This is a genomic window from Rickettsia endosymbiont of Polydrusus tereticollis (genome assembly GCF_964026385.1).
GTDB lineage: Bacteria > Pseudomonadota > Alphaproteobacteria > Rickettsiales > Rickettsiaceae > Rickettsia.
Genome location: NZ_OZ032142.1, coordinates 96,559 through 112,220, shown reverse-complemented (window position 1 = coordinate 112,220; position 15,662 = coordinate 96,559). Strand labels below are relative to the sequence as shown.

Sequence of the window (15,662 nt, the reverse complement as noted above, 5' to 3'; positions counted from 1 at the left end):
TATTCTTGAAAGCAAAAAAATATATTCCCTTGAACTTAAAAAGAGCGGCTTATTTTTAGATAAACGCCATACTCGAGTGATTTGAAGAAGAGTATATCTTACCTAAATTCAAAAAAGCCTTACCTTAGATCAAAACTTTTAGCATAAAAAATTATTTTATGCTAGCATAAAATAATCATATTAACCTTTATAGTCAATCTATATAATAAATTTCCTTAAATTTAATTCAAATCCCCGCTAGTAAACTGATGGTTATACCGGTCTTGTTGTACGGCTCATAATTTACCGTATTATGGTTATTATAAGTACGGTGTCATACCGTGGCTTGACCACGGTATCCAGAAAAAACCTTAATAAAAAGACTAGATGCCGTGATCAAGGAACTAGAATGACACCGAACGCTTTGCAAAAATTCGATCCATGCAACAATGCCGGTTATACCATCAGCATACCGCCGTTTACGTGTATAGTTTGTCCCGTAATATAACCTGCTTCATTGCTTGCTAAAAAAGCTACCGCATTTGCTACGTCTTCGGGTTTACCGTAAGTTTTAAGGGGAATCTTTTGTAATATAGCTTCTTTTTGCACTTCATTTAATTTACCGGTCATATTTGATTCGATAAACCCAGGTGCTACTGCATTAATTGTTATCCCACGAGTTGCAACTTCATAGGCTAAAGATTTAGTCATGCCGATCAGTCCGGCTTTTGAAGCACAATAATTAGCTTGTCCGGCATTACCGGAAACCGCAACTACCGAAGCTATATTAATTATCCGACCGTATTTATTCGGCATCATTTTCTTTATAGCTTCACGATTTAAAATAAAATTAGCCTTTAAATTTATATCGATAACTTTATCAAACTCCTCATCTTTCATTCTTATAGCTAACATATCCTTAGTAATACCCGCATTACACACTAAAATATCTAGCTGCGGGGCAGCGGCTATTAAATTAGCACACTCATCGGGATTTGCTAAGTCGCATGTTACCGCAGTATAATTATCTTTTAAAATACTCCCTAGACTTTTTAATTTTTCTTCATTACTACCGCTAATAATTACATGACTTCCGAGTTTATGCATTAATTTAGCAATGGCACCGCCGATAGCACCCGTTGCTCCGGTAATTAAAGCCGTTTTATTTGTTAAATCTATCATTTTTATTTTCCTTTATAATTTCAACCTGATTACAAAAACATCGTCATTGTGAGGAGGTATTGGCGTTGTTGCGTGGCTCATAATTTACCGTATTATGGTTATTACAAGTATGGTGTCATACCGTGGCTTGACCACGGTATCCAGAAAAAACATAATAAAAAGACTGGATGCCGTGGTCAAGCCACGGCATGACACCGTACGCTTTACAAAAATTCGAGCCACGCAATAACGTCCCCCGGAATGACATAAAGACCTCTCTTTACTCTTCTTCACTATCTAAACTTACCTTACTGATTTGTGAAGATTTTTGGCGTATTAGCCGTTCAATTTCTGTAGAAATTTCCGGATGTTCCTTTAAATATTGTTTGACGTTCTCCCGCCCTTGCCCGATTCTTGTTTCTTTATAAGAAAACCACGAGCCTGATTTTTCAATTAGTTCAAGTTTAACGCCAAGGTCAATCATTTCTCCTTCCTTTGAAATACCGGAGCCGTACATTATATCAAATTCTGCAGTTCTAAAGGGCGGCGATACTTTGTTTTTAACGACTTTTACTTTCGTCTGGCTACCTACACTTCTTCTTTATCCTTAATAGCACCGGTTCTTCTTATATCAAGCCGTACGGATGCATAAAATTTTAACGCATTGCCGCCGGTCGTAGTTTCCGGGCTACCAAACATAACGCCGATTTTCATCCTGATCTGATTGATAAAAATAATAATACAATTTGTTCTGGAAATGGAAGCCGTAAGTTTCCGCAGTGCCTGACTCATGAGCCTTGCTTGCGAAGCCATATGAGAATCGCCCATTTCTCCCTCTATTTCCGCTTTCGGCACTAACGCTGCAACGCTATCTATTACTACCATGTCAATAGCACCGGAGCGTACTAAAGTGTCGGTAATCTCAAGAGCTTGCTCACCTGTATCGGGCTGCGATATAATCAGCTCGTCGATATTCACTCCTAATTTCTTGGCATAAGCCGGGTCTAACGCATGTTCGGCATCAATAAAAGCACATGTGCCGCCTTTTTTTTGTGCTTCGGCAATTAAATGAAGTGTTAACGTAGTTTTCCCTGAACTTTCAGGTCCAAAAATTTCAATAACTCTTCCTTTCGGTATGCCTCCTATCCCAAGTGCAATATCAAGCCCGAGCGAACCGGTGGATACAGCTTCGATATCAACATTCGGACGCTCTCCAAGTTTCATTACCGAGCCTTTACCGTAACTTTTTTCGATTTGTGCAAGTGCCGCCGCAATAGCTTTGTCTTTATCCATATTTATCCTTAATAATAACCTTAATAGTAATAAGATTTAAAATATAGGTTAAGCTCAAAAAAATCAAATTTATATTTGATATAATACAAAAAAAGTCATCCTAAGATATACTTAACATGACTTTTTAGTTGATTGATTTGTAAATCGAGTCGTGTTGTTGTATGGCTCGAGAAATTAATAAAAACCCGTCATGGCGAGACGACATTGTTGCGTGGATACCTGCAACGTCATTGCGAGCCGCTGCAAGCGGCGTGGCAATCTAGAAAATAATAATTTTCATAGCATTTTTTGCTGTTTTTTTTCCTAGATTGCCACGTCGGCACTACGTCCCTCCTCGCAATGACGGGGTTTTTTGTAATGATTCCGATCCACGCAACAACACCTGGCGAGACGCCCCTCCCCGTCATGACGTTATCAACCTACATTAAATCGCCGATATTTTCTAAGAACAGCCTAGCTCGATGCGATGCGGGTTTAGTAAAAAATTCCTTCACGGACTGATTTGCTAAAATTTGTCCTTGATCCATGAAAATTATCCGATCGGCTATGGCTTTAGCAAATTTAAGATGGTGAGTTACAACTACCATCTTCATTTGTCCTTTTAATAAAGTTATATTTTCTATAACGTCTTTAATATTTTCCGGGTCAAGTGCCGAAGTCGGCTCATCAAATAAAATAATTTCGGGATTCATCATCAAAGCCCTAGCTATTGCCACTCTTTGCTTTTGCCCGCCCGATAAATTAGTCGGAAAATAGGTAAATTTTTGCCTCAAACCGAATTTCCCGAGTAAATCTTCCGCCTTAAGGATAGCCTCAGCTTTTTGCATCTTTAAAACATTAATCGGTGCATAAATTAAATTATCGCAAACGTTTAAATGCGGGAAAAGATTAAAATTTTGAAAAACCATCCCGACTTTTAGCCGAAGTTTTCTTCCGGCTTTTGGGACTAATCTTTTACCGTCAACTAATAAATAACCGTTAGTCGGCTCTTCTAGATTATTTAAAACACGTAGCAAAGTTGATTTTCCACTACCGGAAGGTCCAATTATTACCACGGTTTCTTTAATGCTAAAATCTAAACTAATATTTTTAAGTGCATAAGCCTTACCGTAACGCTTACATACCTTGTCTAAAGCTATCATCAGTTGACCGTAAATTTATAGCCGTCATAAAGCGGCTTGATGTTACTCGGCAATATTTCCGTAATTTTATGATAATCAATTTCGTGACGCATATTGGTTAATAATATTTGTTGTGGTTTATATATTTCATTCCATTCTAGAACTTTATCAAGTCCTGCGTGGTTTTCATTTGACGTATAATCCATACAATCGATAATCCATATTTTTATATCTTTTAAAAATTTTTCCGATTCAAGCGGAAAATCACTTACGTCAGAAGAATAGACAAAGTCACCTATTCTAAGACCTAAACTATCTATATATCCATGATGCTGCCTGAAAAATTGTATTTCAATAGATTTAATTTTAACTTTATCAAAAAAATTGATAGGTTTCATAGACAACATTTGACCTGATTTAAATAATTTAGCATCAAATAAATAATTATATTTTTTATTTAATGTTCCTGCACTATTATGGTCAGTATAAATTTCCAACGGTTTATGTTGGATAAAAGAAAATATACGCAAATCGTCTATACCGTTAACATGGTCAGAATGATCATGCGTTAATATAGCACAATCCAATGCTTTTATCTTTTCACGAACTAGCTGATATTTAATATCATAACCGAAATCAACCAATATTTGAGTGTTTTCATCGTTAATATATATTGCTGATCTAGTCCTTTTGTTGTATTTTGAACTTGAGAGACATACCTCGCAATCGCAGCCAATAACCGGTACGCCGATAGATGCTCCGCATCCTAATATCGTTACTTGCAACATAAAATATTTAAAATAAATGCTTGAAGCTTTTTATAATTTTCACGGCTTAAATCAAGAAATATTTTTATTTCTTAATAGAATAACAAATATCGGTATATTACCATATTTTTTGGAGTTTATCTCCTTTTGTTTTAATATTATAAATTTTGCCGTAATATATATTTTATACTGGATATATTTTTATATTCAATTAAAGAAAATTAAAAATTTTAATCAACTGCAAGAAGCATTTTGGGGAAAATATAATAAACTAATGGAGATTGGGATAATTTATACAATCTTTGGTCTAACATTTACCGCACTTAAATTTTCGGTTAACTTTCCAAGACCCTTTTGTAGCCTGCCTTTAAATAGTTTTATAACAATTATAAATTTGCAGGTTGAAAGATGCTTATCAAGCTTTCCCAGCAGCCATGCAGGGCTTGCGTTTTTAGTTACTTACTTTGCCTGGTCTTATCTTAATTTGTCGTTAAAAATAATAGCAATTTTCATTATCGGCTTAGTATCACTAGCACGTATAAGCTTAGCTATGCATTACCCGGCCGATATAATTTACGGGATTATTATTACGGCGATAGTTATAGTAATCGGCAAACAAGTTTATAAAATTTTTGCCGATAATATAATAAGGTCTTTAGGAGAATTTATCGTAAATGCCGGTTTTAGAGAAAACTGAAGTTATAACCGACTTCAAAGCTCGGCCTCACAAGAAGCGTTGAGCGTTGTTGCGTGGATCATAATTTACCGTATTATGGTTATTACAAGTATGGTGTCATACCGTGGCTTGACCACGGTATCCAGAAAAAACCTTAATAAAAAGACTGGATGCCGTGATCAAGGAACTAGAATGACACCGTACGCTTTGCAAAAATTCGATCCATGCAACAACGCCTTCCAGCATAGGCGAGAATCCAGACTTTTTTTGTCATGCCGAACTTGATTTACAACTGTCCGAAGTTAAAAAATAAGTAGTGAAATGAAGCAGCAATTTCTATTTTTGATGTTATATTTTTATACCAAAATGACCAATCAAGGTTTAAGAACTCTTTTCCTTTCTAGAACTTCGGACAGTTGTAAACTTGATTCAGTATCTCTTGTAGTATATCCTGAAATAAATTCAGGATGACTATTATTTAACTGGATGGTCACAGCCACTTCGTGGCTTCGCCATGTCGATTCTGGAAGCCACGCAACAACACGGGTACCAGCCACGGAGTGACATTGCTAACTCTTTATTATAAGGTAATATGAATAACACTTACTACATCACCACCCCTATATACTATGTTAACGACGTGCCGCATATCGGGCATGCTTATACTAGCGTTGCGAGCGACGTGATCGCTCGGTTTATGCGTCTTAGCGGCAAGGAAGTTAGGTTTTTAACCGGTACCGACGAACACGGGCAGAAGGTAGAGAAGGCGGCATTAAATAAAAATATCGATCCACAAATATTTACCGATCAAACTTCGATAAGTTTCCGCAATCTTATGGCATCAATGAATATTTCTAATGATGATTTTATTAGGACGACGGAAACAAGGCATAAAGAAGCGGTTGCTATTTTTTGGCAAAAGCTACTGGCTAACGGTAGCATTTACGAAGGCTTTTATGAAGGTTGGTATGCGGTGCGTGATGAAGCTTTTTATGATGAATCGGAATTAACGAGTGACGGACTCGCTCCTACCGGTGCCGATGTCGAGTGGGTTAAAGAGCCGAGTTATTTTTTTAATCTGTCAAAATGGCAAGATAAATTACTAGCTTTTTATGAAGCAAATCCTGATTTTATTAGACCTATAGCCAGGCGTAATGAAGTGATCAGCTTCGTTAAATCGGGCTTACATGATTTATCCGTTTCACGCACTAGTTTTAATTGGGGCATTAAAGTCCCAAATGATGCCAAGAATGATGTTAGGCATGTAATATATGTCTGGCTGGATGCGTTAGTTAACTATATTTCCGCTTTAGGCTATCCTGATGAGAGCGGTAAATACGGTAAATTTTGGCCGGCTAATTTGCATGTTGTCGGTAAAGATATCGTTCGTTTTCATGCCGTTTATTGGCCGGCTTTTTTAATGGCAGCGGAAGTGCCTTTACCTATTTCTGTTATGGCTCATGGTTGGTGGACTAATGAAGGGCAAAAAATTTCCAAGTCGCTCGGTAATGTTATCGATCCGTTTGAACTAGTAAAAGAATTTGGAGTTGATCAAGTTCGGTATTTCTTAATGCGAGAAGTTACTTTTGGCTCAGACGGTAACTATTCTAGAGCAAGTTTAATTAGCAGAATTAATAGTGAGTTATCGAACAAAATCGGCAACTTAATGCAAAGGACTTTAGCCTTTGTTTATAAAAATAATGAAGCTCGTGTGCCTTTGATTGAGCAGAATATAATCGATCTGTTATATAAGTCGCCACTGTTAGCAACGGCTAGTAAAATTGCCGTGCAGAATCTGGAGCTAATGGAAAATCTTGAAATTAATAAAATACTCGAAAATATTCTTAATTTAACCGAAGAAGCAAATATTTATATTGATAAAGAAGCACCTTGGAATTTACGAAAAACCGACCCGATAAAAACGTTGGAAGTATTATATACTCTTCTAGAATCTTTGCGTTATATTGCTATCATGTTGCAGCCTTTTACTCCTACTGCGGCAAGTAAAATGCTTGACAAGTTAGGAATAACGAAAGAAGAGCGGAGTTTTAAACATTTAAGCCGTGAATATGCTGTAACGCCTTCCACAAGTATTTTAGAGCCTAGTGTGGTGTTTCCAAGAGTCCTAGATGTCATTCCTGCGTAGGCAGGAATCCAGAAAAAAGGTCATTCTGAATTTATTTCAGAATCTACTAAAAAAGATGATGAAACAAGTTCAGCATGACAAAAAAGTCTGGATTCCTGCCTACGCAGGAATGACATTGTACCAACTCTTTATTTACTTGAGGTATAATATGTTAATAGATTCTCATTGCCACCTTAATTTGCTTGCCGAAGCAGAGAATTTAGACGGAATAATTAAAAAAGCCGAAGGGAATAACGTTAAATATCTTCAAACTATCTGCACTAAATTAGAAGAATTGCCTGATATTCTACAGATAGCAGAGCAATATCAAAATGTTTTTGCCTCGGTTGGCGTGCATCCTTGCGAGGTAACAGATAGTGTGCGGCAATGTCATTCCCGCGAAAGCGGGAATCTAGAAAAAAAACAAGGAAGTATGGATTCCTGCCTACGCAGGAATGACATCGAGGAAAGTACAAATAAGTTATCAGATAAGCTTATTGCCTTAACTTCTCATCCTAAAATTATCGGAATCGGCGAGACCGGTCTTGATTATTACCATACGCCTTATGATAAACAGCAGCAAAAAGGTTCGTTTGTACAACACATATATGCGGCAAGCATAACAAAATTACCGATTATTGTACATACAAGGGATGCTGAAGAAGATACGATTGATATCCTAACTAGTGAAATGAAAAATGCTAATTTTCCCGGACTGATACATTGTTTTACTTCTTCTAAAGATTTAGCAAAAAAAATGTTGGATATCGGTTTATATATTTCAATGTCGGGGATCATAACGTTTAAAAATGCGTTAGAGTTACAGGAAATAGTTAAGTATGTACTGCTTGAAAGGTTATTAATTGAAACCGATTCGCCTTATCTTGCACCGACTCCTATGCGAGGCAAGCAAAATGAGCCGGCTTTTGTTCGATATGTCGCTGAAAAAATTGCCGAGTTAAAAGGCATAACTAGTGCAGAAGTAGCAAATGCTACTACACAAAATTTTATGACTTTGTTTGCTAAATTTAAAAATTTTGATGTCATTCATAACAATGGTGAGCGTCGTTGCATGGATACCCTAAACGTCATTGCGAGCGACTGAAAGGAGCGTGGCAATCCAGAAAAATAATAAATTTCATAGCACTTTTTGTCGTTTTTTTCCTAGATTGCCACGGAGATAGCTAGCATCTCCTCGCAATGACGAGGTAAAATCGAGCCATGCAACAACGTTGGAAGTGCCTCGCCATGACGATTTTGAGAGTCTCATGCAACAACGCTCGCCACAGCTAGGAATGACATCAATAGTAAAGCTAATTGCAAATAATACAAAGCTAGTGTATAGTTAGGGCTTGGAATTAGAAAATATAGGTTACTTTTAATGATAAATATACTTCTTTTTATTCATATTGTCATCGCAGTTTTATTAATTATAGTTATTTTAATGCAACGTAGCGGTTCCGACGGGATTAGCGGGTTAAGCGGCGGTAATAATATGGGAGTAGTCAGTGCTAAAACGGTCGGTAACTTTCTAACTAAAAGTACCGTGGTACTTGCAACGTTATTTTTGGTGAATGCTATAGTACTCGCTAATCTTTCATCCAAGAAAAAACCTGATTTAGCTATTAAGATTAATCAAGAAGGGAATAGTTTACCGATAGCAAAATGATTAAGATTTTTAAAGGTTAGGAATATATGCAAAAAATAGTAGAATTAAAGAATATAAAAATAGGAAACGAACTGCCTTTTACTTTAATTGCCGGTCCTTGTCAAATTGAAAATTTAGATCATGCATTATTTTTAGCGGAAAAAATTGTAAAATTAACTAGCAAACTCGGCATTCCTTTTATTTATAAATCTTCTTTCGATAAAGCTAATAGAACTTCAGCGGGTAGTGCTAGAGGTCTCGGAGTTGAACAAGGTTTAGAGGTGCTAGCTAAAGTAAAAGCAGCCTTTAATTGTCCTATTGTCACCGATGTGCATATGCCGGTGCAATGTGCTTTAGCAGCCGAGATAGTCGATATATTACAAATACCAGCTTTTTTATGCAGACAAACCGACTTACTGCAAGCGGCAGCACAAACCAAGAAAATAGTGAACGTTAAAAAAGGTCAGTTTTTAGCCCCTTGGGATATGAAAAACGTGCATGCAAAATTGCAGGCTTTTGGTGCAGAAAATATTTTACTGACGGAACGAGGTGCGTGTTTCGGTTATAATAATCTTGTATCGGATATGCGTAGCCTTGCAATAATGGCAGAGACAAACGCACCGGTAATTTTTGATGCTACCCACTCTGTTCAGCAGCCCGGTGGCTTGGGCAGTAGTAGCGGCGGACAGAGAAAATATGTTGAGCTGTTAGCTAAGGCGGCTATAGCCGTCGGTGTTGCCGGTATTTATATGGAAGTACACCAAGATCCCGACAATGCACCGAGCGACGGACCTTGTATGATAAGGCTTGATAATTTAGAATCAGTCCTTATTAAACTTAAAAAATATGATGAAATTACTAAGGAAGGATTATAAGATTTCTTAGAAGTATAAATCAATTATTATACCCACTTATTATTCTTCATAAATTCGTACCTTTGCCTTGGGGACTCGGTGTTGTTGCATGGCTCGAAAATTAATAAAAACTCCGTCACTAATTTAGGTATTTACTTTTACCTAAATTTAATTATACTTTAAATTAGCCGCGTCTAATTTAAAGTGTGGTATAAATTAGCCGCGTCTAATTTAAAGTGTAGTATAAATGAGACGAGTATATATATTATTAGTTCAAGAGCATTTTGCTAGTAATGAACAAATGTTATTTTTAGTAGGATCAAGGCAAGTAGGCAAAACTACAATTGCCAAGCTTATTGCTAAAGAATATCCAGAACACGTATATTTAAATTGGGATACGATAAAAGATAAGACGCTTATCTTACAAGGTCAAACCTTCATAGAAGAAATTTTACCTTTAAATAAGTTACGAAAAGAAAAACCGTTAGTAATTTTTGATGAAATACATAAGTTTAAGAGTTGGAAGAATTATTTAAAGGGTTTCTATGATCTGTATAAAGGTAAATATCATATCCTAGTAACAGGTAGTGCTAGGCTTGACGTATATCAAGCAGGAGGAGATAGTTTAATGGGGAGATATTTTTTGCAGCGTATTCACCCATTATCCGGACGTGAAATAGAAGAAGTTAGTGTTTCCTTAAACGAAATAAGTACATCCATAGAAATCAATACTGAAAAATTCCGTAATCTCTATGAAACGGGGGGCTTTCCAGAACCTTTTTTAAAAGCATCGAGAAATTTTGCTTATAAGTGGCATTCCTTAAGAGAAAAGCAGCTACTATATGAAGATATACGAAACTTATCCAACATACATGAAATAAGCCAATTGGAGACTTTAGCGGAGTTGTTAAAAGAACAAACGGGTCAACTTCTCAATAGAACTAGTTTAAGTAAAAAAATACAGGTAAGTGTCCCGACAATTTCCAAATGGATTAGCGTATTGGAAAAGTTTTTTTATTGCTTTATCGTCAAGCCATGGTCTACTAATATATCCAGGAGTATAATTAAAGAGCCAAAAATTTACCTAGTAGACTGGTCATTAATAAAAGATGAAGGTAGGAGGTTTGAAAATTTTATTGCCTCTCATTTATTAAAAGCACTAAACTGTTGGAGTGATAGAGGTTTAGGAAAATATGAATTATATTTTATTAGGAATAAAGATGGGAAAGAGGTAGATTTTTTAATTGCTAGGAATGATACACCATGGTTTTTGGTAGAAGCGAAATTATCGGATAATAATCGTATATCAGATAATTTAAGATATTTTCAAGAACAAACCAAAGCAACTCATGCGTTCCAGGTAGTATATAGCATGGAGTATATACAAGACGATTGTTTTAAATATCCTGATCCCATAATAGTTCCGGCTATTACTTTTCTTTCTCAATTGGTATAAAATCCAGGATAGGAGTGTGGTGGCCGCTAATTATTCTATAATTTATCTTATAGCATTTGTACTTATTATTAAATTTTCATATTGTTCTGAGAGCTTATATTTTCGTCCCTTGTTTGATGAATCAACTATCTCTAAAAAGCCGTTTTCTACCCAACTAGCACAGAGTGCAGCACTTGTTCGCGGTTTAAAGCCAAATAATTTACCGATTTGATTGCTTGTAATGGTTTCAAATTCTTGAAATAGCTGTAACGCTTTACGTTGCCGTGGATCAAGTTTTCGAAGGAGAGTAGTTTGATCCGGTGAACCTTGAGCCTCAGCTTCCACCATGCGTTTCAGTACATTTTCAAATGAAACTGCTATACCTTCAATAAAATACTCAAGCCATTTTGTAATATCAGCTTCAGCACGCCCTATATAGTAGTTGTGAGATTCACCAATGCTAATAGCTTCATAGTAAGCTCCTAAATTACGAGCATAGTATTCTTCTAATGAGTAAAGACCTTTCAAGTCATAGTTTCCAAGGTGCAGGATAAGCGTAGTAAGCAATCTAGCTGTTCTACCGTTACCATCATAATAAGGGTGAATAGTTGCAAACTGATAATGGATAATTCCGGCAATGATGGGGCAGGGCAGCTCGGTATTCTTCTCAATCCAATTTACCATTCCGGTCATGAGTTTGCTGACATCCTTAGCTTCCGGTGGCATATAGACAATAGCTTTTGTTCTTCCATCTCGAATAACGTTCTGACCGTCTCGATACTTTGTTGGCTTAACGTTTGATTTACCGTCTGCCATCACAAGTGCATGAAGAGTCTGAATCATTTTTTCTGTTAAGTTTGTACCTGAAGCTGCCCACCTCTCCACTTGAGTTAGAGCAGCATAGTAGCCTTTCACTTCATGTTCGTCCCGTTCACGTCCGGGAAAATGCCCTTCGTGTTTTAGAATCACTTCAATTTGGTCAGGTATCAGCCTGTTACCTTCAATCATTGTAGAATAATGAGTTGTATAAAGGCGTGCCGTTTCTCTTAAAGAATTAAGAACTGTTGGTGTTAAAGGTAAGTATAATACTCTTTCCTTTGCTGCCTCAATGCGCATAAGGCAATTCATAACCTTCGAAGTAATAATATAATTTGGCTTAAATTTTATCTGCATAATACCTGCATTTTATCGGCATAAACTAACCTTTATATAATGCAGATAAAACGCAGATAAAGCAAGGCTTTATTTTTTCAGTTGGATAGATTTATACATACGACGTTTTATCATCCTTGTATATTAAAAGGGTTAGTTATAATATGCAAGGATAAAATGTATTTTGTTGACATATCATTGTCCGTTAGCCATCTCTCCTAATATACCTACTTCTTCATCAAGCAACATGAAGAATATACGTGGTATTGATTCAGAAGCAAGGTCTCTTGTATAACAATTATCAGTGTCTAGAGATTCTAAGGTTTGTTCAATTATATTAAGCTCGTATCCAGGGTATCTAGTTTCTATTTTTTTCTTTAAGGTATCTTTAAGTATAGGGGGTATTTTTTGTTTTTCCGAATTTAGATAGTGTATTTGAATAATTTTGGCTTTTTCTTTGATTAATATCTCTGCCCCTATCCACCTTTCCCCCAATAAATTTAAAGGAATAATTATCTGCTTCATTGATGCATCTAGAGCAGCGGTAATGTCTTCTTTTAGTTTTTTTTCTGCGTCTATCTCATTGCTAATATAAATATAAGCAGGGTTTATGACCTTAACCCGGATATTGCATGAAGTGAGATTTAAAGTAAGAAATTGAGTAATTTATAATATTAGCAATGATACTTTTGTAAAAATTTTGCCAAAAAGTGCTTTGAAGCCGTTATTTTCAAATTTTAGATGTAATGCCCCTTACCCCATTTTTTCTAAGCACCGGGAACAGTGCTAATCTAGGTTATTCTAATGCTAATTTCTTCATCACATGATTCCATACCTGTCGGTAAGGATATGATGAAGATAACAAAAACTTAATACGCCTAGTATTACGGATAATTACTACCCCAATTTTTAATAATTTTAAACGTATTGTACCTATTTGTGCTTTTGCTAATGCACTACCTTGTAATAAATTACCTCTGATATATTCTACTAAAGTGTATGCAAGACCCGATAAAATCATTCTGAGCTGATTAGCCCACCATCTATGACAAGAAGTACGATCTGCAAATAATTCTAGTTGTTGCTCTTTTATACGGTTTTCCATATCACCACGACCACAGTAAACTTTGTCGTATAAATCTTCAGGTTTATCTGATAAATTAGTTACTATATACCTTGGATTTTCTCCAAGCATTGTCATTTCTGCCTTACCAATTATTCTACGTTCATGACTCCAACTACCAGCCTTATATGGAAACTCACTAAAAAGACGTTGCTTTTCTTGGGTTATAATAAATGCTGCTTTTGACTTCTCCATTGTAGGTTTCAGTAACTCATTTAGTCTGTTATTTTGGGGCATTCCTACAATATATTTTATATTATGAATATCACACCAATCAAACATCTGATGACGACAAAATCCACTATCACCACGAAAAATAATCTTTACCTCTGGCCAAGCTTGGCGAAAACGTTTTACTAACAATGATAATATTGCCCAAGAATGTTTTGCTTGATCCTGCTTTGACGTCCTAAGATAACTAACTAACAGATGCTTTCCACAAAAAACATACAAAGGTAAAAAGCAATTATGACCGTAATAACCATGATAAAACTTACCTTCCTGTTGCCCATGAATTTCATCATCCGTAGCATCAAAATCAAGTATTAGCTGCTTTGGTACTATTTTATGAGACTTAATAAATTTATCAAGCATTAGTTCATGCACTTTAATTGCAAAGTGTCTATCAGCATTGTTTTCTATACGACATAAGGTAGAACTACTTGCCATATCATCAATTGTTTCCATAGCTGTTTGCATAGCAGGACATTTTCGTAGATAATTGTGGTCATTTAAATCTTCATAACCTAATGCAATACCATAAATTCGTTGCCTCAGCATTGTTGCCATATTATGGGTAATTTTACTACCATCTCGTCTATCAGGAAATATTTTAGCAAGCTCCTCTGTTATACCAAGCCTTTTATCTGCTTCTCTTAATAACAACACACCTCCATCGCTACTAATATCACCTCCAGTGAAATTTATCTCTATTGTCCGATTTTTTACTTTGGAAAACTGGTAACTATATGCTATACAATTTGTCATGACAAAATCCTTTGTATTATTCTAATGAAATACCAGTATTATACAGCTTTACGAGGATTTTGTCTCCTATATCTCATGCAATATCCGGGTTAACACCGTTTATTTCTGTAGGACCAGCAAACTTAGATTTTATTTTTGCTTCAATAGTTTTTTCGTTGTGTTCAGCCAAACTTATTTCTGAAGGAGCATTTTTTCCTTGATCAGGATAGTTAGTAGGTTCTTCAAGTAACCTTTTTATAACTTTATCGTCTGTGATACACATCCGAACGATAGAACCATCGACAAAATATTCAGGATGTTGCTTTGCTATATTCTGGATTAATGAAGGATGTGCTTTAGCAAATTCTTTAACGCAAGTGTAATTTTTACTATTTATAGCCCCAAGGCAAATCGCTTCAAAACATAACATTTTGGCTATTTCTATGGTTTTATACAAATTCCCTAGTTGTTCTTTTAAATATTTATCCTCTAAATAACCCTTAACTCCCCAATCATATAAATTATATGATTTCTGATTACTCCATGTTCCTTCGCTTGATAATTTTGCTATTGTGCTTAAAACTTTAGTCTGTAGCTTTTCTTTAATTGCTAATATATATTCATTTGTGCTGCTTCTCTTTAATATAAATTCTCTTTCTTCATTGTTTTTTATAAATTCCGGAGCATTTTCCTTAAGGTAAGCTTCTATAGGTTCTAGAGCAAGATAATATTTTATTAAGCCTGAATAGGTGTTTTTCTTAATGTATTCCTTCATCAAGTCTTGAGCGTTTTCCTTAAAAACGTTAAAACTTGAAGGATTTTTAAAGCAATCTTGTATATATCGTATAGAAGGATACTTTATAAAACTTTCTCTTCCTATAACGTCTTCCTTCAAACAAAGCTTTGTCAATGTTGAAACATTTTGCTTTAAATAAAAGCTAAGTTGTTCCTCATACTCTTTTTCAGAGATTTTTCTAATAAGGTAAGCCTGTTTATAAAGTTCTAGAGCTTTATTGTTGTCACCTAAGCTATAATAAAGCGATCCGACATCATAAAAGGATTTAAAAATGTGATGGAGATCAGTTGTAGTATGGAGATGAGCTGTAGGTACTATTAACGTCGCTAAAGTTTGTTCAAAAGCTAGTAAAGCTGAATACAGGACGTTTTTATCACTTTCTGCCTTGATTTGATTGTGAGTTAAGTTATGTATTTCCAAATTCTGACTAGCATGTATACTATTTTCTTTCATAAATGTTTCAGTTTCAGTTTTAAATTTATAATTATCAAGATAAGTTAATAGATTAACTCCATTTTTACAATTAAAACTTAACTTACATAGTATTATTATTGGCAGCATTGTTT

General features: G+C 35.5%; 13 protein-coding genes and 1 pseudogene. 6 read left to right on the top strand and 8 right to left on the bottom strand.

Features of this window, described 5'->3' with window-relative positions; genetic code table 11:
* Window positions 1–435: 435 nt before the first annotated feature.
* The 4 genes and pseudogenes from fabG to AAGD48_RS00500 all read right to left on the bottom strand — a co-directional run bounded on the left by fabG (window position 436) and on the right by AAGD48_RS00500 (window position 4,342).
* Window positions 436–1,161, bottom strand: coding sequence for a 3-oxoacyl-ACP reductase FabG (fabG, locus tag AAGD48_RS00515; RefSeq protein ID WP_341790032.1), 726 nt, complete (start codon window positions 1,159–1,161; stop codon window positions 436–438).
* A gap of 259 nt (window positions 1,162–1,420) precedes the next feature.
* Window positions 1,421–2,433: pseudogene (gene recA, locus AAGD48_RS00510) on the bottom strand (recombinase RecA).
* Window positions 2,434–2,852: 419 nt separating this feature from the next.
* Complete coding sequence (locus AAGD48_RS00505) at window positions 2,853–3,575, bottom strand: amino acid ABC transporter ATP-binding protein (protein ID WP_341790031.1); 723 nt, start codon at window positions 3,573–3,575, stop codon at window positions 2,853–2,855.
* Window positions 3,575–4,342, bottom strand: coding sequence for an MBL fold metallo-hydrolase (locus AAGD48_RS00500; RefSeq protein WP_341790030.1), 768 nt, complete (start codon window positions 4,340–4,342; stop codon window positions 3,575–3,577). The genes AAGD48_RS00505 and AAGD48_RS00500 overlap by 1 nt, the downstream gene beginning before the upstream one ends.
* 16 nt (window positions 4,343–4,358) lie before the next feature.
* Between AAGD48_RS00500 and AAGD48_RS00495 the strand changes: the two genes are divergently transcribed.
* The 6 genes from AAGD48_RS00495 (at window position 4,359) to AAGD48_RS00470 (ending at window position 11,080) form a co-directional block, all read left to right on the top strand.
* Window positions 4,359–5,018, top strand: coding sequence for a phosphatase PAP2 family protein (locus AAGD48_RS00495; protein ID WP_341790029.1), 660 nt, complete (start codon window positions 4,359–4,361; stop codon window positions 5,016–5,018).
* 571 nt (window positions 5,019–5,589) lie between these two features.
* On the top strand, window positions 5,590–7,143 hold the full coding sequence (metG, locus tag AAGD48_RS00490; protein WP_341790028.1) for a methionine--tRNA ligase: 1,554 nt from the start codon (window positions 5,590–5,592) through the stop codon (window positions 7,141–7,143).
* Window positions 7,144–7,291: 148 nt separating this feature from the next.
* Window positions 7,292–8,227 carry a TatD family hydrolase gene (locus tag AAGD48_RS00485; RefSeq protein WP_341790801.1) on the top strand — a complete coding sequence of 312 codons (936 nt, stop codon included), beginning with the start codon at window positions 7,292–7,294 and terminating at the stop codon, window positions 8,225–8,227.
* Between the two features lie 276 nt (window positions 8,228–8,503).
* A complete protein-coding gene (gene secG / locus AAGD48_RS00480; RefSeq protein WP_341790027.1) occupies window positions 8,504–8,791 on the top strand; it encodes a preprotein translocase subunit SecG in 288 nt (95 codons plus the stop codon).
* 26 nt (window positions 8,792–8,817) lie between these two features.
* Window positions 8,818–9,645 (top strand): 3-deoxy-8-phosphooctulonate synthase, encoded by an 828-nt coding sequence (gene kdsA, locus AAGD48_RS00475; RefSeq protein WP_341790026.1) that lies wholly within the window; start codon window positions 8,818–8,820, stop codon window positions 9,643–9,645.
* Between the two features lie 226 nt (window positions 9,646–9,871).
* On the top strand, window positions 9,872–11,080 hold the full coding sequence (locus AAGD48_RS00470) for an ATP-binding protein (protein ID WP_341790025.1): 1,209 nt from the start codon (window positions 9,872–9,874) through the stop codon (window positions 11,078–11,080).
* Window positions 11,081–11,122: 42 nt separating this feature from the next.
* Here the strand turns inward: AAGD48_RS00470 and AAGD48_RS00465 are convergent, their stop codons facing one another.
* The 4 genes from AAGD48_RS00465 to AAGD48_RS00450 all read right to left on the bottom strand — a co-directional run bounded on the left by AAGD48_RS00465 (window position 11,123) and on the right by AAGD48_RS00450 (window position 15,549).
* Window positions 11,123–12,232 (bottom strand): Fic family protein, encoded by a 1,110-nt coding sequence (locus AAGD48_RS00465; protein ID WP_341790024.1) that lies wholly within the window; start codon window positions 12,230–12,232, stop codon window positions 11,123–11,125.
* Window positions 12,233–12,406: 174 nt separating this feature from the next.
* Window positions 12,407–12,736: a hypothetical protein gene (locus tag AAGD48_RS00460; RefSeq protein ID WP_341790023.1), complete on the bottom strand. Its 330-nt coding sequence runs from the start codon at window positions 12,734–12,736 to the stop codon at window positions 12,407–12,409.
* Window positions 12,737–13,007: 271 nt separating this feature from the next.
* Window positions 13,008–14,321 carry an IS1380 family transposase gene (locus AAGD48_RS00455; RefSeq protein WP_341789277.1) on the bottom strand — a complete coding sequence of 438 codons (1,314 nt, stop codon included), beginning with the start codon at window positions 14,319–14,321 and terminating at the stop codon, window positions 13,008–13,010.
* A gap of 73 nt (window positions 14,322–14,394) precedes the next feature.
* Entirely contained in the window at window positions 14,395–15,549 is a 1,155-nt protein-coding gene (locus AAGD48_RS00450) for a hypothetical protein (RefSeq protein ID WP_341790022.1), read from the bottom strand.
* Between the last annotated feature and the right edge of the window lie 113 nt (window positions 15,550–15,662).

Excerpts from the sequence above, each read along its gene's own strand:
- fabG (WP_341790032.1), bottom strand. The coding sequence starts at position 1,161 with ATGATAGATTTAACAAATAAAACGGCTTTAATTACCGGAGCAACGGGT.
- AAGD48_RS00505 (WP_341790031.1), bottom strand. The coding sequence starts at position 3,575 with ATGATAGCTTTAGACAAGGTATGTAAGCGTTACGGTAAGGCTTATGCA.
- AAGD48_RS00500 (WP_341790030.1), bottom strand. The coding sequence starts at position 4,342 with ATGTTGCAAGTAACGATATTAGGATGCGGAGCATCTATCGGCGTACCG.
- AAGD48_RS00495 (WP_341790029.1), top strand. The coding sequence starts at position 4,359 with ATGCTTGAAGCTTTTTATAATTTTCACGGCTTAAATCAAGAAATATTT.
- metG (WP_341790028.1), top strand. The coding sequence starts at position 5,590 with ATGAATAACACTTACTACATCACCACCCCTATATACTATGTTAACGAC.
- AAGD48_RS00485 (WP_341790801.1), top strand. The coding sequence starts at position 7,292 with ATGTTAATAGATTCTCATTGCCACCTTAATTTGCTTGCCGAAGCAGAG.
- secG (WP_341790027.1), top strand. The coding sequence starts at position 8,504 with ATGATAAATATACTTCTTTTTATTCATATTGTCATCGCAGTTTTATTA.
- kdsA (WP_341790026.1), top strand. The coding sequence starts at position 8,818 with ATGCAAAAAATAGTAGAATTAAAGAATATAAAAATAGGAAACGAACTG.
- AAGD48_RS00470 (WP_341790025.1), top strand. The coding sequence starts at position 9,872 with ATGAGACGAGTATATATATTATTAGTTCAAGAGCATTTTGCTAGTAAT.
- AAGD48_RS00465 (WP_341790024.1), bottom strand. The coding sequence starts at position 12,232 with ATGCAGATAAAATTTAAGCCAAATTATATTATTACTTCGAAGGTTATG.
- AAGD48_RS00460 (WP_341790023.1), bottom strand. The coding sequence starts at position 12,736 with ATGAAGCAGATAATTATTCCTTTAAATTTATTGGGGGAAAGGTGGATA.
- AAGD48_RS00455 (WP_341789277.1), bottom strand. The coding sequence starts at position 14,321 with ATGACAAATTGTATAGCATATAGTTACCAGTTTTCCAAAGTAAAAAAT.
- AAGD48_RS00450 (WP_341790022.1), bottom strand. The coding sequence starts at position 15,549 with ATGAAAGAAAATAGTATACATGCTAGTCAGAATTTGGAAATACATAAC.